Below are 24,230 nucleotides of genomic sequence, written 5' to 3' on the forward strand. Positions count from 1 at the left end.
CCTTCTATCTGTTAAAACTCATAAATCCGAAAAATGCGTCTTCCCTATACATTTTTCGCACAATCCGGTCCGCAAAACGGGCTAAAATCCCGTGCGATACAAGCAAAGGAACACTATATTGTGCCAAGTAGGGAATGAAAGAAACGAATTGTCCCGACAGAGACAAAACGAGGTACGTAAACACCAGGTAGGCTTCCGTAATAAACAGTACCAACAGTACAAGTAAAATATACTGATCTTTCTCCAAGGACCGCCCCAAGTAACTGCTAAGTGCGGCAACCAATAAATACGGTAAAATATGGATACCGAAAAAGTTACCGATAACAACATCTTGTAAAAAGCCGCCCAAAAGAGCCACCCCCGTTCCCTTTCTCTGCCCGAAACGCAGGGAAACGATGATCACAAAGAGCAAAATCAGATTGGGCTGTACTATACCGTTAAAAACTCTCGGCAAAACAACGCTTTGCAAAATAAAGACGACAAGAGCCGTAATAATACAATATGTCTTTCTCATAGCGCCGCCGCTCCCTTGACCCCTTCGACCTTGTCACGCTGCGTTTGAGGGACGAGTTTAGGGGCTACACCCGGCTTATCGTAGCCGCCGTTACCGGTCGTACCGGTAATGACAAAGACTTCTTCCAGTTTAGAAAAATCGACGCCCGGCTGAATAACCGCATATTTTACAAAATCCGAATCATCGGAATGAACAGATACGATTTTACCTACGTACAACCCTTTAGGATAAATGGTACCGAAACCTGACGTGACGAGGTTATCTCCTTCCAGAATGTCCGCATCTTTGGCAATATTGACAAATTGGGGCTCTGTCGGCATATTGCCGTTACCTCGGACTACCGACGCAACTCGCGATTCGGCTCTTTGCACAATAGCACCTATACTCGTTCTCGGATCCGTTAAAAGCTGGACTCTTGCCGATGAGGGAAAAACATCGCTGATAAAACCTACAACACCGTCAGGCGTGATAACAGCCATATTTTCTTTAATACCTTCGTTTTCACCGACACCGATAATCATCGTATTAGTCCAAGTACCGTAGTCGCGAGAAATAACGGGGCCTGCTACGAGTTGCAAATTTTTATGAGCTTCACGGAAACCGAGAAGTTTACGTAATCTCGTATTTTCCGCCGTAATTTCATCATAATCCACCGTTTTTTCACGCAGGCCGGCATTTTCCTTTTCCAATTGTTCCCATTCAATACGATTTTTCATACTAATATCAATAATGCGGCTGATTGAAGAAATCCGATCGGCAATCCACGACACCCCTTCTTCCAAAGGTGTGACTACAGTCTGCAACGGTGACGTTACATAGGGAATGGAATTATGGCTGCGCCAAGCCCAACCGACAACCCCAATTATTAAAAATAAGGCGAAAGCGGCAATAACGCTTCTCTTACCGAAGGAAAACAATGTCAAAATCTCCTTTTATAAATGGTCTGAACACCTTGAATTAACGAATCAAATTTCTGCCTGTTTTTCAATGCCGTGTAAGCACCCTTAGCTACTGCCGTTTCCGGTTCAGCTGCCACCATGACGGGAACGCCTGTTTCCTGTGCAACCAACTGGTCAAGTCCCTTTAGCAAAGATCCGCCGCCGGTGAGGACAATACCCTGCTCCATAATATCGGCTGCCAACTCGGGCGGCGTTTCTTTTAACGTACGACGAATCAATTCGATAATCTTAAGCAAAGGCCGCCCCATGACTTCATAAATCTCACTGGATTTTAAAGACACTTCCCGTTCCAACCCGTCATCCAAACCGCGGCCTGTAAAGTAAAAATGTCTGTCTTCTATGGGTAAAATAGCAGAACCGTTATAAATCTTCATTTCTTCTACCGTTGCATCGTCCGTAACGACAGCGTATTTCATTCGTAAATAATCACGCAATGTCTCATCCAGTTCGATACTGCCCGTATGAATCGCTTCGGATACGACAATACCGCCCAAAGAAAGGACCGCTACGTTTGTCGTACCGCCGCCAATATCAACGACCATACTGCCTGTCGGCTCCAAGACGGGAAGCCCGGCACCGATAGCGGCAGCCGCTCCCGTTTCAATCAAACTCGTTTCCTTGGCCCCCGCTCTGTACAAAGCTTCCAGTACAGCTCTTTTTTCTACATCCGAAGCAATGGCCGGAACCCCGAGATTCACCCGTACACGCTGTACCGTGCGTACAGCTCGACTCAGGATGTAATTTAAAAGCGTACTGGTTACCGAATAGTCGGCAATAACTCCGTTTACGAGAGGTCTGTGAATCTTCACAACTTCCGGAGACTGAATCAGTAAGTTTTCCGCATTACGTCCGACAGCCACTACCTTCTGGTTCCGCTCGTCCGTCGCAATAACGGACGGTTCGGAAAGAACAATGCCGCGGCCTTCCACGTATACTTGTGTCGTACAAGTACCCAAATCTATGCCTATATTTTTAGTTAAGGGCGAAAAAATAGACGCCATAATCGATTCCTTCCTACAATAATTACAGTCGTTATTTATTTTACCACAAAGAGGGCTGACCGTGAATACATTCAGCCGTTACAAGCGGCGATTTTCGGCGAAAAATGCGGTATCCCTCCCATAAGGCGATACCGCATTTTCACTTACCTTATTCCCTTTTCGAGTCCTTGTTTATCTTGTAAACAGAGGCATACATGACAGGCAGTACCAAAAGAGTCAGAATGGTAGCCACTAAAAGGCCGGATGCAATGGCCGTAGCCATAGGGCCCCAAAAAGCGCTCCTCATTAAAGGCACCATACCCAAGATGGCAGCTGCCGCCGTCAACATAATCGGCCGAAAACGCATAATCGCCGAATCTACGATAGCATCCCACGGTGACTCTCCGGCTGCCTCGTGTTTTTGAATCTGATCGATCAGAATGACCGAATTGCGGATAATCATACCGCCTAAGGCTAAAATCCCCAAATAAGCTACGAAACCCAGAGATTCATTAAATAAAAGCATCCCTATAGAAACGCCGATAATTCCCAGCGGAGCCGTTATCAATGTAAGAGCTGTTTTCTTAACATTGCGAAGCTGGAACATGAGAAGCGTCATAATGATAAAAATCATGACCGGTACGGGGGCCAATAAATATTTTAATGATTTTTCACTATTTTCCAAGGATCCGTCTTTTTCCAACTTATACCCGAAAGGCAACGACTCTCTAACCGCCGACGCTTCGTCATATGCCTGTTTTGTCGCATTATTAGCCGTTCCTGAAAGGGTATCGGCCTCAATGAGAATGGTCGGTTTCAAATTACGACGCCAAATGGTTCCGTCTTCGGCACTGTACGAAAGCTTACCTATCTGTTCCAACGGTACATATCCGTTAGGTGTAGGAATAACCACATCTTTTACTCTTGCTAAGTCACTGCGGCTATTCGGATCGAGACGCAGCTGGATGCCGATTGTCTTATCGCCTGCATAGTATTCGGCAATAGTCGCCCCGCTCAACTCCGTATAAAGCGTTTTCGATACATCGGCACCGGAAATGCCCAAATAACGTAGTTTATTCTGATCCAAGTCGACTTTCACGATTTTACTCTTTTGTTCCCAATCAAGATGAACATCCGTTAAATTCGAATCTTGGCGTAATATATCGGCAACTTTTTGCGCATAAGTCTTGACCTTATCTATATTCTGCCCCGATAAGCGTAGCATAACGGGATAGTCCGACGGCGGTCCCGTTTGAATATACTTGATATTACTGCGCACATTCGGTTCATGATCGGCCAGTTCCTTTTTTACTCGCCCTGCCAACTCTTTCCGACTCTCAGTATCAGCGGCAACGACAACAAACTGTGCATAGTTGCTTGCAGGCAACACAGGCTCTGTCGTTAAAACAAAACGTGGAGCTCCTTCCCCTACATAGAAGGAATAGTCTTTTATCAGGCCGTCTTGCTTATCTAAAAAAGCGGCAAACTTCTTAGCTTCTTTCTCCGTCGCCGCTATAGACGATCCTTCGGGCAAGGTCATTTCGACTATAATTTCAGGACGCAATGACGGCGGAAAAAACTCTTGCGGTACTAAGGTCAGCAAACCGCATGACAGGAGAAATACGGAAACTGTCCCCAAAAGAACCGTTTTTCTATGAGTAAGAAAGATTTGCAAAACATGTCTAAATGTACGGTAGAAGCGATTATCATACATGGAAGGCTTATCCGCTTCGCCCGCCTTATCCTTAACTTTAATCAAATAATACCCGAACAAAGGTGCCACCATGACGGATACAATCCACGAGATAACAAGAGACGCCGTAATCACCGGAAAGAGGGCCTTACAAAATTCCGCAGCCGCACCTTCGGAAAAGGCTACGGGAATAAATCCGGCACAAGTGACGAGAGTTCCCGTCAACATAGGCTTAGCTGTCTCTCTAAAAGCGGCACACGCCGCTTCCGTACGGGACTTACCCGCCTCCAGTTGGACACTCATCATTTCCACGGCAATGATCGCATCATCAACCAATAAGCCGAGAGCGATGATCAAAGCTCCTAATGAAACTTTGTGTAAATCAATGCCGGCAATCTCCATGATGCAAAATACACCGGTAAGCACCAAGGGAATACAAAAGGCGACGACCATACCCGTACGCAAGCCCAAACTGAGGAAGCTGACAATAAGGACAATAATAATCGCCTCTCTCAAAGTGCCGACAAAATCACTGATAGAGTCTTTAACTACAGCCGGCTGATCCGATACTTGCTTTATTTCCAGACCTACCGGTAAGTCTTCGCCCACGGATTTTACAACCTTACTCAGATTTTCACCCAAGGTAAGAATATTGCCGCCGTCCTTCATGGAAACAGCCACACCTATAGCAGGCTTTCCGTCAAAGAACATTTTCGGGTCTGCCGGCTCCGTATACTTTCGCTCCACCTTGGCAATATCGCCGAGACGAAAAATCGCATTTCCACCCTTAACAGGCAGGTTTCGAACGGCATCTATGTCGTCAAAGGTTCCTGTAAGGCGCAAATACACGTTATCCGTTTTTGTATCAATCATACCTGTCGGCGTCACCGCATTTTGCCCTTTAACCGCCTCGGCTATAGCCGTAGGAGAAATACCTAAGGATGCCAGTTTTGCATTTTCTATTTCTATGTAAACCTTTTCCGACTGTTCCCCGACAATTTCGGCCTTCCCCACATCGGGAACATTAAGCATTTCTCGGCGAAGCATTTCGGCTTTTTGTCGCAATTCTTCGTATGAATACCCGTCTCCCGTTACAGCATATACGGAACCGTATACATCGTCGAAATGGTCGTTATAATACGGTCCGTATACGCCTTCAGGTAAGGTACGTTTCGTATCGTCAGCCAAGTTACGTACTTCCTGCCAAACAGACCGGACCTGAGCCGAATCTATTTTATCGTCCAAATTAACGAATATAACGGCACGCCCCGGTTTAGAATAGCTTCGAATATAGTCAAGATGCGGAGTGTCTTGAAGCTTTTTCTCCAATTTATCTGTAACCTGTTCTTCCATTTGTTGAGCTGTCGCTCCCGGCCAGGCAACGGTTACAACCATCTTTCGCACCGTATAAGTCGGATCTTCCATACGCCCCAACTTCATGTATGAAAAAATACCTGCCAACGCGATAACGACAATAAAGTACCAAACCAATGTCTTATTTTTCAGAGACAGTTCCGTCAGGTTACGCATTATTCGTCACCTTCCGTTCGCACAATCTGGCCGTTCGACAAAAGCTGAACACCGGCCGTAACAACCGTATCTCCGTTTTTAAGACCCTTAACCGCCACGCGGTTATCATCAAAGGTTTCAATACTTACGTTTTGCAGAGAAACAGTATGGTCCTTACCGACAACCCACACTTGAGGCGTATTTCCGGTCTGATAGATAGCCGATAGCGGTAAGATACAATCCGTACCGCTACCGACGGATTTACTGTCCGTAACGGTGGCGGTCATCCCCAACTGTACCCCCGGCACGTCTGACGGCAAGGTTACTGTAACCTTATACGTACGCGTAGTCGGATCGGCTACAGCAGCTACTTCCCTTACGGCGGCCGTAACGTTCATCTTACCGAGGGCCCAGAAAGATACACTGACGTTCTTACCTACGGAAAAATCTTTAATTCTGTTTTCCGGTACATTAAAGGAAACCTCCATATCGCCGCCTTTTACCAAGGTCAGAACAGTCTGTCCGGCAGCTACAACCTGCCCCGGTTCGGCCGATACGGCAGCAATAACTCCATCCGCGTCAGCCGTAAGGCTCGTATAAGAAAGGCTGTTTTCCGATGTAGCTGCAGCCGCTGCCGCCTGATTGTACTGAGCCGCCGCCTGATCATAGGCGTTACGATACTGGTCAAGTGTAGCCGCACTGACCGCATCCTGCGAGTATAAAGATTCATATCGTTCCAAATTGACCCGTGCCAAATCCAATTGTGATTGTGCAGCACTCAATGCTGCTTGAGAACGGTTTACTCCTTGCTGTGCATCTTGAGGATTGACAGTCATCAATACGTCTCCCGCATGGACGACAGAACCTAACTGAACATTTTTAGTCGTTATGCGTCCACCGATTTGAAAGGCCATATGACTCTCATAGCGCCCCTTGACCGTCCCCGTATATTGAGCCCCGTCTTGTGCCTGCCCTTCTCCTACAACTACGGTTTTCACCAATCGAGGCTTTTGCGCCTCTTCCTTATTCCCGCAACCTGAAGCAAAAGTTACTGCTAAAATGACTGATACTAACAGAACATAATATTTTCCCCTGCGTTTCATATATACCTCCGTCATACGTTCTCGCCACAGTTCGCTTACAACTTCAATCCGTACGTCCGCACAGCATTATTATAGAACACATCGTCCCAAGCACTTCTGGGAATGATGACTTTAACGAAATTAACATAGTCCAGTAAATTGGCTAAAGGCCAATCGGTACCGAACATAAATCGTTCATAACAACCGATGTAAGAAAAAAGATCATAAAGACGACGTATATACCCGTATTTTTCGTATAAGAACCTATCAAAGTCAGGTATTCTGCCTTCCAATAAGCCTGATAAATCGGCTGAGACATTCGGATTTTTTTCCATTACGGCAATGGCATCGGCAAGAAACGGATTGCCGATATGACACATGACAAATCGAACCTTATTATACTTAACGGCCGCTTCGTCAAGGGTGAACGGATGGCTGTATTTCAAGAGTCCCCGTTCCGTCGCCGTCAGACCCGTATGAATAGCCACCGGTTTATCATATTTTACAGCCAAGTCGTAAAAGGGCCGAAGTCGATCTTCATAAACATAAAAATGATTATATCCGGGATATAATTTAATACCCACACATTCGGGACGTTTTAAATTTTCTTCTACTAAAGCGGCTTGCTCTTCTATGGATCGGTTATCCGTATCAAATCGATCCAGACCGATGCAATAACTCATAAATTGGGGATAGTGGTGATCTTTCGGGTCAAGAGACACGTTTGACATAACAATGCCGTGTACAATTCCCGTATTTGCATAAGATCTGCGCAAATTGTCCGCCGTATTTTCATGGCCTGCCGCGACAGCCAGTTCGTCAAACCCCGGAAACGAGGCGAAGTGAAAATGTGCGTCAATGATTTTCATAAAACTTAACCTTCTCTCTGCCGTTTTTACAGCATTTATGCGAATACTGAAGATAGTTTTCGAGTATCGCTATTGTACCGTACTTTTAAAGCCCGGAATGTATGTATCCATTCTCCGCTCTGCCTATTTTTTCATATACTGTGCCAAGACAGTTCCTTCGAGTGTCTTTAACGTGAATTCGACTTCATTCCAAAGTATATAAGATCGCTCGCTGCCTCCCTTGGGAATGGATACGGACCCGGGATTCATATATATAAGACCGCCATGTCGTTCGCACCGAGGGATATGTGTATGCCCATGCAAAAAAATAAAATCTTCAGTCAATGGCGGTATATGATTTTCATTATACAGATGCCCGTGAGTCGCAAAAACTTTAACAGTTCCTTCAACAAAAACGGCATAGTCCGCCATGACGGGAAATTCCAAAACCTGCTGATCCACCTCGGCCTCACAGTTGCCGCGAACGGCAAAAATCATATTCTTCTTTTTATTCAATAAGGTGGCCGTTTCCTTCGGATCATAACCTGTCGGTAAGTCATTACGCGGTCCGTGATAAAGTAAATCTCCCAAAAGTAACAACCGGTCAGCCTCTTCTCTTTCTACAGACTCCAAGAGTCTTTGGGTATATAAAGCGGATCCGTGAAGATCCGAAGCGATTACGTATTTCATGCCTTACACCTTCTTATTTCTCAGCAAACAGCCGTCTACTGAAATAGAAATAACATCCTGTCGTAAACAGGCAAGCCGCCACCCAGCAAACAGGGCTGGCAGCACACAAGCCGGGATAGCCCCATTTATCCGCCAAAAGCAAAGCGGAACCGCTACGAATGACGAGTTCTAAAATACTGCTCAATAAGGGAACAATAGCAATTCCCATTCCTTGCAGTGCATTACGATACACAAAAAGCTGTCCCAGGAAAAAGTAAAACGGTACGGTAAACAACAAATACAAGGCCGCTTGATCGAGAAGGAACTGATCCGGATCGGTCGTAAACCCGGAAATAATTTCAATGCCGAAAAAGTACATTAAAGCAACGGCGCACACACACAGCCCGAATGACAGCAGCGAACATTGCCGCACGCCCTTACGAATACGGTCGAACTTGCGAGCACCGTAATTCTGAGCCGTATAAACGGCCATGGCTATACCGAAAGATATCATAGGTTGCATAGCCACTTGTTCAATACGCGTAGCCGAAATAAAAGCGGCTATCGTTTCAGCTTCAAAAGTATTGCATACGGCCTGAACGACAATAATCCCCAACGTAATAATAGAGAATTGTAGTGCCATGGGCATACCCACCTTTAAGTGTTCTTTGGCAAAGGCCGAATCAAAGCGCCAGTCTTCTCGTGAAAGTCGTAAAAAGGGGAACTTAATGCGCATGTAAAAGAGACATAAAAAAGCGGCAATTCCCTGCGACACGACAAGAGCTATCGCCGAACCCGGAACCCCCCAATCAAAGGCAACGATGAATAAAATAGCCAAGCCTACATTTAACAAGGTCGATAAAATAAGAAAGTACAAAGGCGTACGGCTGTCACCCAAGGCCCGACAAATACAAGACAAAAGATTATACATCATCGTGGCTGCCAGACCGTAGGAAACGATAATGACATAATGATAGGCGTCATCATACAGTTCGGCGGAAATATTCATGAGCTGTAGAATTTTCGGCATGAGAAGCCCCGAAGCAATCATGAGAATAAGCGTAATAACAGCCGACAGCATGGCCGCCGTCGCCGCTGAATGGCGCACACCCGCTTCATCACCTGCACCGAATCGTTGGGCCGTAATAACCGTAAATCCCGATGCCAACCCTATTGTCAAGGCTAACAGTCCCATAAACAACGGTGCCGTCGCCCCCACGGCGGCTAAGGCATGTACGCCTATAAATCGGCCGACAATGATAATATCGGCGATATTATAAAACTGTTGAAACAAGTTACCTATGAGTAAGGGTATCGTAAAAGCTATGATAAGCTTCATAGGACTGCCTTCCGTCATATTACGAACCATAGCTCCTCCTGTCAAAATCTTTTAATCTCACTTTAACGAAATTTTAAATAAAATCCAATCATTGTATTACATCATAAAAAAGGGTGATTCATATGACAACTTACAGAACACAAGAAAGGGTTATGCACAATGAAAAAATGTATTTTTTTACTTTCTGTATTTCTCACAGACAGCCTTTATTCGGAAAAGTTGTCACCGGCCTGGGCGGCCCTTATTGGCAACCGACCCGTCTCGGCGAAAAAGCGGCGGCACTCATGGAAGAAATTAAAGAAAAGCATGCGGACATAAACCTGGCAGAGTATGTTATTATGCCCAATCATATACACTTGGTCATCACTCTTAAAGGCGGCAAAAAAGCGGATATTACCCGGTTCATAACCTATTGCCGAAGCCTTCTGGAACGCCGTTTATCTACCGGTTTGACTATTTCGGCTCACGACTCTTTAGTCGAAGAATTACGTACAGACTTGGCCTTTCGTACAGCCTGTTTAAACTTAAAGGTTCATTACGCCTACTGGCCTTATGACCGCCTGTACGTAGCCGAATCGTCTGCACCTTACAGTCACAATCAGGAAAAAGTTAAAGCTGACAAGGACTTCAATTCCCGCTCGGAACATTGGACAGTATAAGAATATAAAAATTCTTCCAAATACTGCAAAGCTCCGGCCGTTAAACGCAAGGGCTCATCTCGCCATGTATAAGTACATACGGACTTCCATTGGTTGAGCAAAGACGGACTCAATCGTTCCGGTAACAAGCCGTCTTCCTTTTTATCGGATAGAAAAAACCGGCGTAGTCCGTTAGCAAGTCTTCCCTTCCTATATACGAAAAGCCGGTCGATATCGGGAAAGAATCCGGCAGAGGCAATTAACTGCCAACCGGCAATAATAGTCGCCGTTCGTACGTCTTTATAATCGATGGTCTCTGCATACGCTTTCAGCAACTGATATACCTCTTCATCCCGCTCCCCCTCCGGAAATAGGGAGGTAACGATTTCCGCCAAAATTTGTGTATATGCATAGGTGTTCCAATCCAGGTTCATCAATGCTTTCGCATTACGACATTCATATTCTCCCATGGTATACGTATTATCTTTACGGCGCGCTTCAAATGCAATCCGCGCAAATTGAAAAAAAGGATTGCCGTTTTTTCTTTTTCGGCCTCCGCCACTTGCAAATACACGTACCCGACCGGCTTGTAGCGTAAATACGGTAATCAATCTCGTTCCTGACGGATGTTTCTGCACATTGAGAATAATACCGTCAAAGGATTCGGCGAACCCGTACTCAGTCGGATTCATGTTCATTCTCCGTTTCTTCCGTCGACGCTTCTTGAGGGATCGGTACGGCTCGGAGTCGAACAATTCTGAAGCCTTGTACCTCTAAAACAGTGAAGGCATAATTACCTATGGTTACCTCATCCTTAACCTCCGGCGTATGACCCAATAAGTCAAATACATACCCGCCTATTGTATCTACATCCCGATCTTCTTCAACGGGAATATGAAGTAATTCTTCCACATTGTCAAGGAGGACCGTTCCCGCAAATTCATAGGCTCCGTCAGCTAAGGGCTGAATTTCTTCTTTCTCTGCCGTATGTTCATTACGAATCGTACCGACCAGCTCTTCCATAATATCTTCCAAGCTAACCAAACCGACCGTACTGCCGTACTCGTCGACAACAATAGCCAAATACGTACGTCGTGCCCTCATGAGTTGCAGTAACTTACTTACAGGCATGATTTCGGGAATCTTCAAAATAGGCCGATTGATGAGCCTCAAGTTGTTGCGACGATTAATACGCAAATCCAAGACATCCTTAATATGAACCAAGCCCAGAACATGGTCTTTGTCTTCTTCACATAAAGGATACCGCGTATGTCGCGAATGATTGATAGTCGTCAGATTCTCCGTCATACTTTCTTCGGCATACAGACAAATAATATCCTGACGGGGAATCATAATTTCTTTGGCCAATAAATCGGAGAAATCGAAAACATTGTCAATTAACTCGCTTTCAAGCTTATCAATTTTTCCTTCCTTATGACTGGCCGTAATAAGCATGCGAATTTCATCTTCCGTATGAGCCATATCTATTTCATTGGTCACGTCAAGAGAGCGACCGCTCAAAACCCGCTGTCCCAGTTTCATGCCTATAGTCAGAAACGGATAGAAAATCCGGCTCAGTCCGTAAATGATCGGCCCCGCAAAAAGGAGAGACTTCTCAGGAACCTGCATTCCGATGGATTTCGGTACCAGCTCACCTAAAACCCAAAAAAGAACGGTATACACAAGGGCGATAAATAGGCAAATAACATAAGCTCCGGGAAAGGGAACGATAACTTCCGCACTCATATACGTCCACGTAAGTAAATACAATAGAACAACTCCTGCCGTAAAGGCCGAAAGCGATACGCCCACCTGAGCCATGCTGAGAAAAATACCCGTATTATCATAACAGGGCAAGACTTTTTTCAGTTGTTCTTCACCGTCACGTACCACTTCTTCAAGGGTTTCCTTGCGCAGTTGCACGAAAGCAAATTTACCGACTACAAAAAAAGCATGTACGGCCAAGGCGAGTAAAAAAATTATACAACAAGTTGCCAAGACACCGATTTGGTCTTCCGTCATCATTCTTCTCCTTATTCGTCCTTATATCCGAATTCATTCAAAGCCGCTGCCTTATTACGCCAGTCGGGCTTTACTTTTACCCATATATCTAAGAAAACATTCGAACCCAAAAGCTGTTCTATTTCCGTCCGTGCATAGCGGCCTATTTCTTTCAGTACGGCACCGTTTTTGCCGATAACAATTCGCTTCTGAGATTCCCTTTCTACATAAACGGTAACGCGTATATACACTTTATCGTTGTCCCGTTTAGCCATTTCTTCCGTAAAGACGGCGACGGCATGAGGAACTTCTTCACGGGTAGCACGCAAAAGTTTTTCCCGAACAATTTCAGAAACTAATAGCCGTTCGGGCTGGTCGGTAATCATATCATCGGGAAAATATTTTGGGCCCGGCTGCAAGATCTTCTTTAACTCGTCCGTTACTATATCCACATTATCACCGTTTAAGGCCGATACGGGAATGATACCTGCAAAATCATAGAGTTGCGAATAATCCGCAATAACTGCCGGAATTTTTTTCTTATCCACCTTATCCGTTTTATTAATAACTAAGAAGACGGGTACCCCTGCGTCTTTAACCTTATTTAGGACAAACATATCCCCGGGGCCGCGTTTTTCATCGGCGGCTACAAGAAATACGGCCGCATCAATATCGTGCAAGGCACTGAAAGCCGCATCATCCATAAAGCGTCCCAACTTGTGCTTTGGCTTATGAATCCCCGGCGTATCGAGGAAAATGATTTGGCATTCATCATCCGTATGAATGCAAAGAATTTTATTGCGTGTCGTCTGAGCCTTATCGGATACGATAGTTACCTTTTGTCGAATAATACGGTTAATCAACGTCGATTTACCCACATTCGGACGGCCTACAACGGCAACGAAACCCGATTTAAATTGGTCTTTCATCTTCATCCTCCTATAGCGAAAAAGGCTGAGGAAACAACTCCGTTGCCTTCACAACTCTGTATCGTCCGTCTTTGGCCGTTAAAATAATACGTTCCGCTGAAAACTCTGCCAAGACCTGACGGCAAGCACCGCAAGGCAACGTATAGTCCTCATCGGCTACAACGGCTACACTGTGAATCTTACGGCAACCTGCCGCAACGGCGGCAAAAACGGCATTTCGTTCAGCGCAGGATGTCAGCCCGTATGAGCCGTTTTCCACATTACATCCCGTATATACCTTTCCGTCATCGCCATCTACAGCCGCACCTACGGAAAAATGCGAGTACGGAGCATAGGCCTTTTCTTTTGCCTGCCGCGCCGCACTAACAAGGGCTTCATCTGTAGGTCTCATTACAATTCTTCTCCTTCTCTGACAAAGCCGAGTCGATGTAATACGAATTCTTCCTCTTTTCTCATTTCCGCCTTATCTTCGTCCGTCATATGATCATATCCCAAGATATGCAACATACCGTGAACAGTAAGATAGGCCAGTTCCCTTTCAAATGAATGTCCGTATTCTTCCGACTGTTCCCGCGTCTTATCGAGAGAAATAACAATATCGCCGAGAAGCTTAGTGTCCGGTCCGTCGTAGCCTTCTTCTTCACCTTCATTTAAAGCAAAAGACAAGACATCGGTAGGACGATCTATGTTTCTGTATGTCTTATTGAGCTCATGAATATATGCATTATCACAAAGTACGACACTTAGCTCCGCGTCTTCATCCAACCCGTAAATATATGCTCCTTCTTTACAAACCGACTCGATAATATTTTCATATTCTTTTTTTTCCGTCGCCTTGTTTTCATAAGTAATGCGAACCTTCATGCATTATGCCTCCTGTTCTTTATAATACGCTTCATAAGCCCTGATAATACGTCCTACCATATCATGACGCACTACATCAATATCAGAAAAACGCATCACCCCTACCCCGGGTACGGCTTCCAAAATACGTACGGCTTCAATCAATCCGGACGGAACGTTCCCGGGCAAGTCTATTTGACTTATATCACCGTTAATAACCATACGTGAATGATTTCCCATACGCGTTAAGAACATTTTCATCTGCTCTCTCGTCGTGTTTTGAGCTTCATCTAAAATAACAAACGATTCTTCCAGAGTCCGGCCGCGCATGTACGCTAAAGGGGCTACTTCTATAATATTTCGAGCCAGCATTTTCTGCACCGTATCAAGACCGAACATGTCGGACAAAGCGTCGTACAGAGGTCGTAAATACGGGTCGACTTTTTCTTGCAAATCGCCGGGTAAGAACCCTAGTTTTTCACCTGCTTCTACGGCAGGTCGAGTCAATATAATACGGTCTACTTCACGATTTTTCAAGTAATACGACGCCAAGGCAACAGCTAAATAGGTTTTTCCCGTGCCGGCCGGCCCGATACCGAAGGTAACGGCATGCCTACGAATCATATCAACATATGCCTTTTGTCCCAGCGTCTTCGGTTTGACGGGACGCCCCTTATCGGAAAGTGCAATCGTATCCTCGTGCATCATTTCTACGAGATCGCTTTTTCCGTCGCGCACCAGCTTCGTAATATAGCGCACCTGTTGTGTCGTCGCATACACCTTGTCCCTATCGAGAGCGCGTAAGTGCAAGAGCATACTTTCCAAGATGTTTGCTTCTTCTTCAGGTCCCTTTATAAATAAGTCCTGACCCCGCGACGATAAAGCCAAGGCCGGAAACTCTTGACGCATAGTTTGCAACAATTCGTCATGCATCCCGATCAAATGTCTGGCTTCGGAAGGGTCGGAAAAATTAAATATTTTTTCTGCCAACATAATCTCCTTATTTACCGAAATGGCGGACTGCTTTACCGCCCAAATAATCACATTTACGACCTTGGAAGGTCTGTCTTGTCGCCATTTCCGATTCAATCATATCGCGAATTCGCCACCACCCCATGCTCCAGTTCGAAAAGTCGGTCGCTTCTTCGGGAGCTCTGCCGATGAGGCGTTGAAATACTAAATCACTGCGCGAGTACTCCAGAAACGAAATAACCCTGTTTACGTACTCTTCTACTGTAATCAGACTGATTTCGCCGTTCTTATACCACTGTGCCATACGCGTATTTTTAATGATATACAAAGCGTGCAGCTTTACTTCATGAGTCGGCAACGCTGAAATAATCTTTGCCGTTTCAACAGTATCGACCTCGTCGTCACCGGGAAGGCCGATAATAACATGGGTACAATTGCGAAAATCATAGTCTTTCAGCATCATTAGAGAATCGATATATTCGGCTACGCCGTGTCCCCTGTTGATCTGTTCCAATGTTTTATAATTGACGGTCTGAAGGCCTAATTCTACGGTAATATCGACACCGTGCTTTTGCCGAACGTCATCCATAATATCCAGGTACGTCCGGTTCAGACAATCCGGTCTGGTCGCTACGGCAAGGCCGACAACATCGGGTAGGCAGGCCGCTTCCAAATACTCACGGAACAAATCGACCGGTACATACGTATTGGTAAAATTCTGAAAATACGCAATAAACTTTTCGGCTTTATACTTAGGGCCTATGTGTTCCTTATTAGTCTTCAGTTGCTCTTCAATGGTGACGGAGGCAGGCAGGTTTTCATATCCCGCCCCGATGGCCCCGCAGAAAGCACACCCGCCCGTACCTAACCGTCCGTCCCGATTGGGACAGGTATCGGGAATGCTGACCGGCAACTTATATACTTTCTCGCCGTACCGTTCCTTTAAGTACGACGAATACATTCTGTAAGGTGTTTCCATAATCCTCCTCTAAGGCTTATCGATAACATGCCTTGAAACTCCCTTTTTCTCTTGTCTGGCAATAACCCGTACAGCCCTGCCAAAAGACTTTCCCGTTATCACTTGCGCCGCTTCAGGTGACAAAGGCCACAGTTGATACCTTCGCTTTATGTCACGCATGTTCGTAAATCGATAATCATCGTAATAGGTCTTCATCAACGATTCATTCCTAAAAACCGCATCCCATTCGTTGCGATGACAGGCTTTTTCGATAAATCCCGGTTGCAAACGAAAGGCAAAAGAAATTCGCACATTGAAATCGAGCAGTTCGACAGCCGTTTCCTTATCCATCTCCCCGACTTTTTCCGAACCCTGAACAAAATCATACAACAAGTCAATGAGCGTGCGATCCGACAATAAACCTTCATCACCGTGGATCTTGTCAATAAAGGTCGTCACCTCATCGTAAAAAACAAAGGGGCTTTCGTAAAACGGCACGACATAGTCGAGAAAATCCGTAAATTTATTACTGTTATAAACGCGTTCGAATACATCCTCAAACCGTTTCATTCGTCGTACTTGACCAAAAGACAACCAAGCGGTTTCTAATATCTCATACGGACCGTCCGGGTCAAATCGGTAATCTTCTGCAAAGCGATTCCGTATACCCGACCCCTTAAGAAGCTTCAAAAAGCCTATTTGCAGCACATGCGGTTTCAGAGCATAAATTTCATTGAAAGACTGCTGCAAATGCTCCATCGTTTCATAAGGCAACCCGACAATCAGATCTAAATGAAGATGCACCGATTGATAATCACGCAAGGTCTTCATAACTTTCTCAATACGAGGCCAATCGTTGACCCGACGCACGGCATCCAGGGTTCGCTCATAAGTAGACTGAATTCCCATCTCCATTTGTATGCGCCCCGGTGGGGCCGCTTTTAAAATTTCCAAATCCTCATCGGTCAACAATCCCGGTTCGATTTCCAGGTGAAAGTTAATATCTTCCGGTACGGATACAAAAAAGTGCAACAATGTCCGATAGTGCTCGGGATTACAGTTAAAGGTCCGATCCACAAACTTTACTTGCTTAACTCCGGCAGCAATAAAGCGCTTTAACTCACTTATGACGGTACGGGTATTGCGAAATCGCACACTTTGACTCATACCTGATAAGCAATACTGACATTGAAAGGGACATCCTCTGGAGCTTTCGTAATAAATTATTTTATGCGAAAGTTTCGAAAAGTCTTCCCCTTCGTAAGGAAAAGGCAGGGTATTTAAATCGGCTACCTCACAAAGTTGTTTTGACCCTTCAAGGGTATTCCCGTTCCTAAAAAGAACCCCTGTCAGTTGGGGTCTTTCAATTCCTTGTTCCCACGACTGAATTAACTGAGGTAAAACTTCTTCACCTTCACCTTGCACTATACAATCAATATAATCGTGTTCCTTCAATACCTCCTCGGCCGTATACGACACTTCCGGGCCGCCGAGAAAAATTTTGCAAGACGGAAGGACCTCATGTATGAGTCGAGCCGTTTTTAAGGTCATTTCAATATTCCAAACATAACAAGAAAGCCCTACCGCATCGGCACGGTGAGCATAAATGCGTCCTACAATATCGTATAAATTGTGATTTATGGTATATTCCGCCGTTTCCGTATTCGTCAGTCCCCGTTCTTTACAGGCCAGTTGCAAATATCGCAAGGCCAATGACGATTGCACGAATTTTGCATTTAAGGCGGCTAATAACACTTTCATGTAACAGGTAATCCTCCCGTCGCTACTGAAAACGTGAGCACTTATCTTTATTATTATACTGCAAATCATACCTTTACGGAATGAAAAAGAGGCAGAATTTCCGCCTCTTTAATGCCAAAGTTATTTGTTTTTACGCCGATATATGACGACACCTGCAAGGCAAATAAGAACGACCACGGCTAATCGCCCCGGATGTTCGGTAATATAAACCAAATCATGCCCCAGCCAAACCTCAATAGCTACAGCCGGAAGTTTTCCCAGGAAAGTGGCTCCCAAATGATCCGAAAAGGAAATGCGCCCTGAGGCGATAAGTGCCGTTAACAATACATTGGGTGTATACGGCAAAGCTCTGGCAATAAAAACATTGCGAAATGTACTGTATCCGTCAATACGACTCAGTTTATCGCTCTTGGCAATAATACGCTCAGCCGTACTGCGAAAGACGGTACGCATGACAATAAAGCCTGCCGTACAGCCGAGAAATTCGCCAATCCACGAGACGATAATACCCGGAATAAGACCGAAAACAAGACCATTGACAATGAGAAGCGGCAACGACGGAAGCCCCGTCATATTCGTCAACAAAATCATGAGTATACTGATGGCCATAGAAAGGTATCCGTACGAAAGGATATATGCCTGCAACCCCGGCACATTCCCGTCCATAGCCAAGGTAATCAAGGTACTGTAAAAGCCGGGCAGGGCCAAGTGTATACTGCCGAGGATTAGGGCTATAATCAGACAGGCACCGATTTGCATCTGCCGTTCCGTTATGCCGTTATATTGCTTCATACTTACTCCTTAAATACTTATAGTAATATCGTCTATTATACTTCCCCTCTCATTTCTTGTCGATACACAGAAAGACCCGCATCTTATCGATGCGGGTCTTATAAAGTTTATTAAATCTTTCCTACTAAGTCGAATCCCGGTTTTAAGGTCTTGCTGCCCGGTTTCCATTTTGCCGGGCACACTTCGTCACCGTGAAGGTGAACAAACTGTGCAGCCTGTACTTTACGCAACAATTCATCTGCATTTCTGCCGATATTGCCGGCACTTACTTCATATAAAACGACCTTGCCTTCCGGATTAATGACGAAGGTTCCCCGTTCTGCAAGTCCCGCATCTTCGATATATACGTCCAGATCTTTGGCCAAAATACCCGTCGGGTCACCGATCATGGGAAATTCCACCTTACCGACCGTAGCTGACGATTCATGCCATGCTTTATGGACAAAGTGTGTATCGCAGGAAACGGAGTAAATTTCACAATTTATCTTGCGAAAATCTTCATACTTATCCTGTAAATCGCCTAATTCCGTAGGGCACACAAATGTAAAATCGGCAGGGTAGAAGAAGAAAACGCTCCACTTCCCTTCCAAAGCATGAGAAGTAATTTCTTTAAAAGCACCCTTTTGATAGGCCTGTAATGAAAAATCGGTTACTTTCTTTCCGTTAAGAGACATAGTCTTTACCTCCTTTAATTGATATTAATTATCATAATCCGAGTATAAAGGATGTTTTTGACAATGTCAATAATAATTCTTATTTAGCAAGACTTGTTAAAATTTGCAACTCCGTAAGGCTATCTGCCTTGTCCTTAATACGTCCGCCTTTATCAATAATGATCCATACCGGCGGTGATTTAATAATAAGCTCCCGCCATGAGCGTATATCTGTATGATATGACAGGAAATCATACTTCTTAAAGTCTATGTATGCATAACCGTCATCTGCTGTTCCGTCTGTCATAACAGCGCAAGTATAAACAGAATCACCGGTCTTTTTTTTCACAGCTTCTAAGGTATTCAAGCCTTCTTTTGAATACTCCGTCCACGGATGCCAAAAATACAGGCACACAGGCTTTTCATTATACAAGGTACGCAGTCTGACAATCTCTCCGCTTCGGGTCTTCAACAAAATATCGGGAGCCAATACTTCAGTTTCCGAACGAATCAGATCAGCCGTATCCTTACGGCCTTCCATATCTATCCGTGCGGGATCCTTCCCCGGCCACCAAGCGAACAATAGAACCATGCATACGAAAGCCAAACCGAAAAATATGATATTTTTACGTTTTTCGCTTCTCATGGCCGTTCCTTTCTTAAAATATACAAACGCCCCGTAAGGGGCGTCCGGAATTAATGTGTCAATTCATACCAGCTGTCGGCAATACTCGCAAATTCCTGTAAACTTAACGTTTCGCCGCGACGACTCCCGTCTATGCCGGACGTTTCCAGCATGCAAGAAGCCTCTTCTGTCGGAACCCCGCCGCCTTTTAACGCGTTTAATAAGGTCTTACGCCGTTGTGCGAAAGCAAACTTCACAACTCTAAAGAAAAGCTTTTCATCCTTCACTGCTACAGCTGGCTCAGTCCGTACTTCCATACTTACCACTGTCGACGTTACAGCCGGCGGAGGCAAGAAAGACTGCGGTGAAATATCGAATTCACAGCGCGGCTTCGTATAGTACTGGACGGCCACGGACAAAGCTCCGTAAATACGACTTCCCGGCTTAGCCGTCATCCGTTCGGCAACTTCCTTTTGCACCATAACTACCATCTTACGGATAGGTAACCGTTCTTCCAAAAGTCGCATAATAATGGGTGTCGTAATATAATACGGCAGATTGGCACAAACCGTAAAAGAGCGCTCATTCATTTCCTTATTTATATCTATTTTCAAAATATCGCCGTGAATAATCCGAACATTCTCGTAATCTTCCAGTGTTTTGTCCAGAATAGGCAAAAGGCGATCATCAATTTCTACCGCGGTTACAGACGCCTTCGTTTCCGCCAAAGCCTGTGTCAGCGTACCTATACCGGGTCCTATTTCAAGGACTTCATCACCTTCACCTATATCTGCGGCTATAGCTATATTCTTAACCACGTCGGGACGAATCAGGAAATTCTGACCCCACTTTTTACTCATTCGTAAATTAAAGCGTTTTACAATGTAGCGAACCACGTCGGGATTCGCAATGACTGTCCCTTTCATCATTACCCCTCATTCAAGGCCGCCAAGGCGGCATTCCATTCATCTCTTGTCACGCCGTAGCCGTTAAGGCGGCGCAAAAATTGTTTAGCATTACCGTAGCCGATTCCCAATTTAGCTCCCACAAATGACCGTCGTTCGGAAGCGTCTGTCGTCCCGTTTAAGCCGTTTTCCGATAAATCGGCAAGAGTAAACTCATGTTGCGGTTCGAACTGAAGGCATCGTGCCTGTTCCAGAGCCCGTAAAATAGAGTCTCTATTCGCCTGCTCAATGCCCAAGTCATCATTGGCAATGGCCTCTTTTCGCGGCACAAAGGCATGCTTAGCCAGAGGAAATTTATCTGTCAAGTACTTACGAATGCGTTCACCCGCCCCGTCGGGGTCTGTTAAAATAATGATTCCCCGTCTTTCATAAGCCGCCCGGATTGCTTCCAACGTATGAGGAAGCAGATTAAAGCCGTCCGTACGAATAGTATCAGCCTCAATCCGGCAGGCCCGAATGCGCGCTTCATCGGCCCGACCTTCTACGACGATTACTTCCTTAATCATAATGTAATGCCGTCCCCTTCTTCAGCAATAAAGCGAGCCGCCGCCAATACGGCGAGAATATTATGTTCCAAAACAATACCGCCTTGCAAGTAAATCATATACGGGTCACGAATCGGTCCGTCTGCAGACAGTTCGATAGACGAACCTTGAACAAAATCACCGGCGGCCATAATGATTTTATCCGCATATCCCGGCATATCGTCGGCAATAGGTGTAACGTGAGCATCGACAGGCGAAAAACTCTGAATGCCCCGGCAAAAGAGCTCCATATTGCGCTGATTCCTAAGCGAGACCGTTTGAATTAAATCACACCTAAATTCGGATGCTTTAGGCGCTACGTCAAAACCCAGTCGGGCAAATACGGCAGCGGCAAAAACAGCGCCCTTAATAGCCTGTGCCGTCACGTGAGGCGCCATAAAAAGACCTTGGAAAAAGAGCCTGTATCCCGGCGTATAAGACCCCAATTCATCGCCTAATCCGGGTGCTGTCAAGTAATCGGCGGCCTTTTCCACCAAATCGGCACGACCGGCGATATATCCGCCTGTCGGAGCCAAACCGCCGCCGGGATTCTTAATGAGCGATCCGGCAATAATGTGCGCTCCCGCCTCAAGCGGTTCTTCCTCTGCCGCAAATTCACCGTAACAATTATCGACAAAGCAAATAGTTTGAGGACTTGCTTCGCGTACAATCTCTAAAATCTTACGAATATCTTCTATACGTAAAGACGGACGAGAGCTGTATCCGCGCGAACGTTGTAAAAGCACCACTTTAGGCTTACGTTCTGACACGACTCGACGAATACCTTCCAAATCATATGTATTGTCCTTCAGTGGCACCTCTTCATAATATACGCCCTTGGTTTTTAAAGAATTGCGACTGTCTCTGGCATAACCGATGACTCCCTGCATCGTATCATAAGGAGCACCGATTAAAGAAACAAGCAGGTCTCCTTTTTCCAAGAGAGCGCATAACACCGTAGCCAATGCATGAGTCCCCGATACAAAATGGGGTCTGACGATAGCCTTTTCAGCCTTAAATACTCCGGCATACACTTCGTCGAGCTTTTCCCGACCTATGTCGCTGTATCCGTAGCCACTGGATCCGGCAAAATGATAGGCCGAAAGCCGGTCTTCTTTAAAAGCTTCCAAGACCTTTTGCGTGTTTTTTAACGCCGTATGGTCGATCAATTCGAATTGTTCGGCACATTCTTTTAATGCTTCTCGTCTGATTTGTTCAATATCCACGTTATTTCACCTTCTGCTCGACTTTCGAGCCCCATTTAGTTTCTATATCTTGAATAACGGCAGACGCCAATTCAACTTCCGTTACAAAATCATCCTTTTCATACCATCGAATATACGGCATACGCTTAAACCACGTCATTTGCCGCTTCGCAAAGTGACGAGTTCTCTTCTTAATAAGCTCGCTCGCCGCCTCTAACGATAACTGACCGTCCAGATACAGGACCAGTTCCTTATACCCTATGGCCTTCATGGCCTGAGCTTCAGGCGAAACGCCGTCTTGCAACAACTGCTGTACCTCGTTGATCCAACCGGCTTCAATCATAGCATCTATACGCTTTTCGATACGTTCATACAAGACCTGTCGCGGTAAGGATAGGCCGATGACAAAGGCATGATAAAGCGGTCCGCCCGCCTTTTGCGGCATAACCGCCGCCGCACCGTCGCCCTTTTCAATCGCGCCTACCAAGCGGACAAGCCGATGAGAATTGGACAATAACTCGTGCCAATCCGGAGGTTCATACCCCGTTTTTTCTGTAATGTACGCTTTCAACTCATCTTCCGACAAAGCGGCAATACGGTTCAAAGCGGCCTGCCGTTCTTCTTTGGAATGACGCTTCGCCTTAAACTCATATCCTTCCAAAAGAGACTGTACGTACAGTCCCGTACCGCCGACGAGGATGGGAATCTTACCTCTTTCATGCAAGTCTTCAATCGTAGTCCGTGCCGCCTCTTGAAAGGCTGCAGCAGAAAAGTCTTCATTCGGTTCGATAATATCTATAAGATGGTGGCGATAGGTTGCCAGCTCATCCTTGGTCGCCTTAGCCGTACCGATGTCCATGCCCTTATACACTTGATACGCATCGGCCGATACTAATTCCGTTTGAAACCGTTCGGCCAGTTTAAAACTGAGCGCCGTCTTACCCACGGCCGTAGGGCCGATGATGGCGATTATTTCATTCATTTACGACTACACTCCAATACGGCATAAGAAATACGGCTGTATCTTCCGCCGCCGACTTTTAAATTATCATATTTTCCGGTTAATTCCGAAAAGTCACGTCCCTTAATGACCACTCGTTTTCCGGCCTTACAAAGAGCCAAATCTATCATATCCGTCGTCAAAGGGGCATGACAAACAACGTCACGTAAAGGCGTAAAATTACTGCTTTCTTGGACGGGACGGGTAAACATGGGATCAAAATAAATAATATCGTACGACCTATCTTCAATCGAAGTAAGGACGGACTCGTAAGTATCGTGCGACAGCTGTATATGTCGTAAGGCATCCGTTACATCCCGACGTTCATGTACATATCTGGAAAATCCCCATGCCGTTACTCTTGCAAGCAAAGGAGATGCCTCTACGGCATCAACACACGACCCCCGAGGCAATCCGTAAGAGGCTACGAGAGCATCCGAGCCGAGCCCGCAAGTACAGTCCAAAAACTTAACGGGACCAGTAGCGGCGACGGCATCAAGAAAACGATCACCCTTACCCGAATCGATTTGACGGATACGTAACTCCGCCATGCTGGGATGAAAGTGATGACTGCCGCCTTCAGTCCGTATTTCAGGCCCCATATTCGTATATATAATCAAGTTCTCATACTGATTGTACAGCTCTTCTTCCTTGCGCCCTCTTCGAGGTAAAAAGCGGGCGTCGACCTCATCAGCCCAGGCTTTCGCTTCATCTTTCAGCGACACTTCACCCTTTAAAGACGTAGTCACATAAACAGGCATCTTTTCCATC

Annotated in this window: 25 protein-coding genes; 1 reads left to right on the forward strand and 24 read right to left on the reverse strand. The window is 45.6% G+C overall.

Annotated elements, in window-relative coordinates; translation table 11 throughout:
- Nucleotides 1-4: 4 nt before the first annotated feature.
- The 8 genes from mreD to HMPREF9429_RS07045 all read right to left on the reverse strand — a co-directional run bounded on the left by mreD (nucleotide 5) and on the right by HMPREF9429_RS07045 (nucleotide 9,623).
- On the reverse strand, nucleotides 5-514 hold the full coding sequence (gene mreD / locus HMPREF9429_RS07010; protein ID WP_006942665.1) for a rod shape-determining protein MreD: 510 nt from the start codon (nucleotides 512-514) through the stop codon (nucleotides 5-7).
- Complete coding sequence (mreC, locus tag HMPREF9429_RS07015) at nucleotides 511-1,437, reverse strand: rod shape-determining protein MreC (protein ID WP_006942666.1); 927 nt, start codon at nucleotides 1,435-1,437, stop codon at nucleotides 511-513. Before mreC ends, mreD begins: the two co-directional genes overlap by 4 nt.
- The gene (locus tag HMPREF9429_RS07020; RefSeq protein ID WP_006942667.1) at nucleotides 1,434-2,474 is read right to left on the reverse strand and encodes a rod shape-determining protein; all 1,041 of its coding nucleotides are present in this window, start codon (nucleotides 2,472-2,474) and stop codon (nucleotides 1,434-1,436) included. Before HMPREF9429_RS07020 ends, mreC begins: the two co-directional genes overlap by 4 nt.
- 148 nt (nucleotides 2,475-2,622) lie before the next feature.
- Nucleotides 2,623-5,676 carry an efflux RND transporter permease subunit gene (locus HMPREF9429_RS07025; protein ID WP_006942668.1) on the reverse strand — a complete coding sequence of 1,018 codons (3,054 nt, stop codon included), beginning with the start codon at nucleotides 5,674-5,676 and terminating at the stop codon, nucleotides 2,623-2,625.
- The gene (locus HMPREF9429_RS07030; RefSeq protein WP_040774081.1) at nucleotides 5,676-6,758 is read right to left on the reverse strand and encodes an efflux RND transporter periplasmic adaptor subunit; all 1,083 of its coding nucleotides are present in this window, start codon (nucleotides 6,756-6,758) and stop codon (nucleotides 5,676-5,678) included. The genes HMPREF9429_RS07025 and HMPREF9429_RS07030 overlap by 1 nt, the downstream gene beginning before the upstream one ends.
- 35 nt (nucleotides 6,759-6,793) lie before the next feature.
- Nucleotides 6,794-7,606: an amidohydrolase family protein gene (locus tag HMPREF9429_RS07035; protein WP_006942671.1), complete on the reverse strand. Its 813-nt coding sequence runs from the start codon at nucleotides 7,604-7,606 to the stop codon at nucleotides 6,794-6,796.
- 123 nt (nucleotides 7,607-7,729) lie between these two features.
- Nucleotides 7,730-8,275 (reverse strand): phosphodiesterase, encoded by a 546-nt coding sequence (yfcE, locus tag HMPREF9429_RS07040; protein ID WP_006942672.1) that lies wholly within the window; start codon nucleotides 8,273-8,275, stop codon nucleotides 7,730-7,732.
- 13 nt (nucleotides 8,276-8,288) lie between these two features.
- Nucleotides 8,289-9,623: an MATE family efflux transporter gene (locus HMPREF9429_RS07045; RefSeq protein WP_006942673.1), complete on the reverse strand. Its 1,335-nt coding sequence runs from the start codon at nucleotides 9,621-9,623 to the stop codon at nucleotides 8,289-8,291.
- A 92-nt stretch (nucleotides 9,624-9,715) separates the two neighbouring features.
- Here HMPREF9429_RS07045 and HMPREF9429_RS07050 point away from each other — a divergent pair, with 92 nt between their 5' ends.
- On the forward strand, nucleotides 9,716-10,252 hold the full coding sequence (locus tag HMPREF9429_RS07050; protein WP_040774083.1) for a transposase: 537 nt from the start codon (nucleotides 9,716-9,718) through the stop codon (nucleotides 10,250-10,252).
- On the opposite strand, the gene recO is transcribed toward HMPREF9429_RS07050, so the two are convergent.
- The 16 genes from recO to HMPREF9429_RS07130 form a co-directional block, all read right to left on the reverse strand.
- On the reverse strand, nucleotides 10,192-10,923 hold the full coding sequence (gene recO / locus HMPREF9429_RS07055; RefSeq protein ID WP_156780722.1) for a DNA repair protein RecO: 732 nt from the start codon (nucleotides 10,921-10,923) through the stop codon (nucleotides 10,192-10,194). The genes HMPREF9429_RS07050 and recO overlap by 61 nt on opposite strands.
- Nucleotides 10,910-12,256, reverse strand: a complete 1,347-nt coding sequence (locus HMPREF9429_RS07060) for a hemolysin family protein (RefSeq protein ID WP_006942677.1) — start codon at nucleotides 12,254-12,256, stop codon at nucleotides 10,910-10,912. Before HMPREF9429_RS07060 ends, recO begins: the two co-directional genes overlap by 14 nt.
- Nucleotides 12,257-12,264: 8 nt before the next feature.
- Nucleotides 12,265-13,167, reverse strand: coding sequence for a GTPase Era (gene era / locus HMPREF9429_RS07065; RefSeq protein ID WP_006942678.1), 903 nt, complete (start codon nucleotides 13,165-13,167; stop codon nucleotides 12,265-12,267).
- Between the two features lie 4 nt (nucleotides 13,168-13,171).
- A complete protein-coding gene (locus tag HMPREF9429_RS07070) occupies nucleotides 13,172-13,552 on the reverse strand; it encodes a cytidine deaminase (protein ID WP_006942679.1) in 381 nt (126 codons plus the stop codon).
- Entirely contained in the window at nucleotides 13,552-14,025 is a 474-nt protein-coding gene (ybeY, locus tag HMPREF9429_RS07075; RefSeq protein ID WP_006942680.1) for an rRNA maturation RNase YbeY, read from the reverse strand. Before ybeY ends, HMPREF9429_RS07070 begins: the two co-directional genes overlap by 1 nt.
- A 3-nt stretch (nucleotides 14,026-14,028) precedes the next feature.
- On the reverse strand, nucleotides 14,029-14,994 hold the full coding sequence (locus HMPREF9429_RS07080; protein ID WP_198005704.1) for a PhoH family protein: 966 nt from the start codon (nucleotides 14,992-14,994) through the stop codon (nucleotides 14,029-14,031).
- Nucleotides 14,995-15,004: 10 nt separating this feature from the next.
- Nucleotides 15,005-15,955, reverse strand: coding sequence for a TIGR01212 family radical SAM protein (locus HMPREF9429_RS07085; RefSeq protein ID WP_006942682.1), 951 nt, complete (start codon nucleotides 15,953-15,955; stop codon nucleotides 15,005-15,007).
- A 9-nt stretch (nucleotides 15,956-15,964) separates the two neighbouring features.
- The gene (locus HMPREF9429_RS07090) at nucleotides 15,965-17,695 is read right to left on the reverse strand and encodes a B12-binding domain-containing radical SAM protein (protein WP_006942683.1); all 1,731 of its coding nucleotides are present in this window, start codon (nucleotides 17,693-17,695) and stop codon (nucleotides 15,965-15,967) included.
- Between the two features lie 120 nt (nucleotides 17,696-17,815).
- The gene (locus tag HMPREF9429_RS07095; protein WP_006942684.1) at nucleotides 17,816-18,487 is read right to left on the reverse strand and encodes a TVP38/TMEM64 family protein; all 672 of its coding nucleotides are present in this window, start codon (nucleotides 18,485-18,487) and stop codon (nucleotides 17,816-17,818) included.
- Between the two features lie 110 nt (nucleotides 18,488-18,597).
- Nucleotides 18,598-19,161, reverse strand: coding sequence for an alkyl hydroperoxide reductase subunit C (gene ahpC / locus HMPREF9429_RS07100; protein ID WP_006942686.1), 564 nt, complete (start codon nucleotides 19,159-19,161; stop codon nucleotides 18,598-18,600).
- Nucleotides 19,162-19,240: 79 nt separating this feature from the next.
- The gene (locus HMPREF9429_RS08910; protein ID WP_006942689.1) at nucleotides 19,241-19,786 is read right to left on the reverse strand and encodes a TlpA family protein disulfide reductase; all 546 of its coding nucleotides are present in this window, start codon (nucleotides 19,784-19,786) and stop codon (nucleotides 19,241-19,243) included.
- Between the two features lie 50 nt (nucleotides 19,787-19,836).
- Nucleotides 19,837-20,691 carry a 16S rRNA (adenine(1518)-N(6)/adenine(1519)-N(6))-dimethyltransferase RsmA gene (rsmA, locus tag HMPREF9429_RS07110; RefSeq protein WP_040774096.1) on the reverse strand — a complete coding sequence of 285 codons (855 nt, stop codon included), beginning with the start codon at nucleotides 20,689-20,691 and terminating at the stop codon, nucleotides 19,837-19,839.
- A 2-nt stretch (nucleotides 20,692-20,693) separates the two neighbouring features.
- Nucleotides 20,694-21,236, reverse strand: a complete 543-nt coding sequence (gene rnmV, locus HMPREF9429_RS07115) for a ribonuclease M5 (protein WP_006942697.1) — start codon at nucleotides 21,234-21,236, stop codon at nucleotides 20,694-20,696.
- The gene (locus HMPREF9429_RS07120) at nucleotides 21,233-22,480 is read right to left on the reverse strand and encodes a methionine gamma-lyase family protein (RefSeq protein WP_006942698.1); all 1,248 of its coding nucleotides are present in this window, start codon (nucleotides 22,478-22,480) and stop codon (nucleotides 21,233-21,235) included. Before HMPREF9429_RS07120 ends, rnmV begins: the two co-directional genes overlap by 4 nt.
- A 1-nt stretch (nucleotide 22,481) precedes the next feature.
- Nucleotides 22,482-23,441, reverse strand: coding sequence for a tRNA (adenosine(37)-N6)-dimethylallyltransferase MiaA (gene miaA, locus HMPREF9429_RS07125; protein WP_006942707.1), 960 nt, complete (start codon nucleotides 23,439-23,441; stop codon nucleotides 22,482-22,484).
- Complete coding sequence (locus HMPREF9429_RS07130; RefSeq protein WP_232216655.1) at nucleotides 23,438-24,229, reverse strand: class I SAM-dependent methyltransferase; 792 nt, start codon at nucleotides 24,227-24,229, stop codon at nucleotides 23,438-23,440. The genes miaA and HMPREF9429_RS07130 overlap by 4 nt, the downstream gene beginning before the upstream one ends.
- Nucleotide 24,230: the final 1 nt, after the last annotated feature.

It is taken from the genome of Megasphaera micronuciformis F0359 (assembly GCF_000165735.1).
GTDB classification, from domain to species: Bacteria; Bacillota; Negativicutes; order Veillonellales; family Megasphaeraceae; genus Megasphaera; species Megasphaera micronuciformis.

What these genes read in the sequence shown, in the direction of transcription:
- HMPREF9429_RS07085 (WP_006942682.1), bottom strand. Translation starts at nt 15,955, where the DNA reads ATGGAAACACCTTACAGAATGTATTCGTCGTACTTAAAGGAACGGTAC.
- era (WP_006942678.1), bottom strand. Translation starts at nt 13,167, where the DNA reads ATGAAGATGAAAGACCAATTTAAATCGGGTTTCGTTGCCGTTGTAGGC.
- HMPREF9429_RS07060 (WP_006942677.1), bottom strand. Translation starts at nt 12,256, where the DNA reads ATGATGACGGAAGACCAAATCGGTGTCTTGGCAACTTGTTGTATAATT.
- HMPREF9429_RS08910 (WP_006942689.1), bottom strand. Translation starts at nt 19,786, where the DNA reads ATGAGAAGCGAAAAACGTAAAAATATCATATTTTTCGGTTTGGCTTTC.
- recO (WP_156780722.1), bottom strand. Translation starts at nt 10,923, where the DNA reads ATGAATCCGACTGAGTACGGGTTCGCCGAATCCTTTGACGGTATTATT.
- HMPREF9429_RS07050 (WP_040774083.1), top strand. Translation starts at nt 9,716, where the DNA reads ATGACAACTTACAGAACACAAGAAAGGGTTATGCACAATGAAAAAATG.
- HMPREF9429_RS07045 (WP_006942673.1), bottom strand. Translation starts at nt 9,623, where the DNA reads ATGGTTCGTAATATGACGGAAGGCAGTCCTATGAAGCTTATCATAGCT.
- yfcE (WP_006942672.1), bottom strand. Translation starts at nt 8,275, where the DNA reads ATGAAATACGTAATCGCTTCGGATCTTCACGGATCCGCTTTATATACC.
- ahpC (WP_006942686.1), bottom strand. Translation starts at nt 19,161, where the DNA reads ATGTCTCTTAACGGAAAGAAAGTAACCGATTTTTCATTACAGGCCTAT.
- HMPREF9429_RS07035 (WP_006942671.1), bottom strand. Translation starts at nt 7,606, where the DNA reads ATGAAAATCATTGACGCACATTTTCACTTCGCCTCGTTTCCGGGGTTT.
- HMPREF9429_RS07020 (WP_006942667.1), bottom strand. Translation starts at nt 2,474, where the DNA reads ATGGCGTCTATTTTTTCGCCCTTAACTAAAAATATAGGCATAGATTTG.
- ybeY (WP_006942680.1), bottom strand. Translation starts at nt 14,025, where the DNA reads ATGAAGGTTCGCATTACTTATGAAAACAAGGCGACGGAAAAAAAAGAA.
- HMPREF9429_RS07030 (WP_040774081.1), bottom strand. Translation starts at nt 6,758, where the DNA reads ATGAAACGCAGGGGAAAATATTATGTTCTGTTAGTATCAGTCATTTTA.
- HMPREF9429_RS07095 (WP_006942684.1), bottom strand. Translation starts at nt 18,487, where the DNA reads ATGAAGCAATATAACGGCATAACGGAACGGCAGATGCAAATCGGTGCC.
- HMPREF9429_RS07090 (WP_006942683.1), bottom strand. Translation starts at nt 17,695, where the DNA reads ATGAAAGTGTTATTAGCCGCCTTAAATGCAAAATTCGTGCAATCGTCA.
- HMPREF9429_RS07070 (WP_006942679.1), bottom strand. Translation starts at nt 13,552, where the DNA reads ATGAGACCTACAGATGAAGCCCTTGTTAGTGCGGCGCGGCAGGCAAAA.
- mreD (WP_006942665.1), bottom strand. Translation starts at nt 514, where the DNA reads ATGAGAAAGACATATTGTATTATTACGGCTCTTGTCGTCTTTATTTTG.
- rsmA (WP_040774096.1), bottom strand. Translation starts at nt 20,691, where the DNA reads ATGAAAGGGACAGTCATTGCGAATCCCGACGTGGTTCGCTACATTGTA.
- HMPREF9429_RS07025 (WP_006942668.1), bottom strand. Translation starts at nt 5,676, where the DNA reads ATGCGTAACCTGACGGAACTGTCTCTGAAAAATAAGACATTGGTTTGG.
- HMPREF9429_RS07130 (WP_232216655.1), bottom strand. Translation starts at nt 24,229, where the DNA reads ATGGAAAAGATGCCTGTTTATGTGACTACGTCTTTAAAGGGTGAAGTG.
- miaA (WP_006942707.1), bottom strand. Translation starts at nt 23,441, where the DNA reads ATGAATGAAATAATCGCCATCATCGGCCCTACGGCCGTGGGTAAGACG.
- rnmV (WP_006942697.1), bottom strand. Translation starts at nt 21,236, where the DNA reads ATGATTAAGGAAGTAATCGTCGTAGAAGGTCGGGCCGATGAAGCGCGC.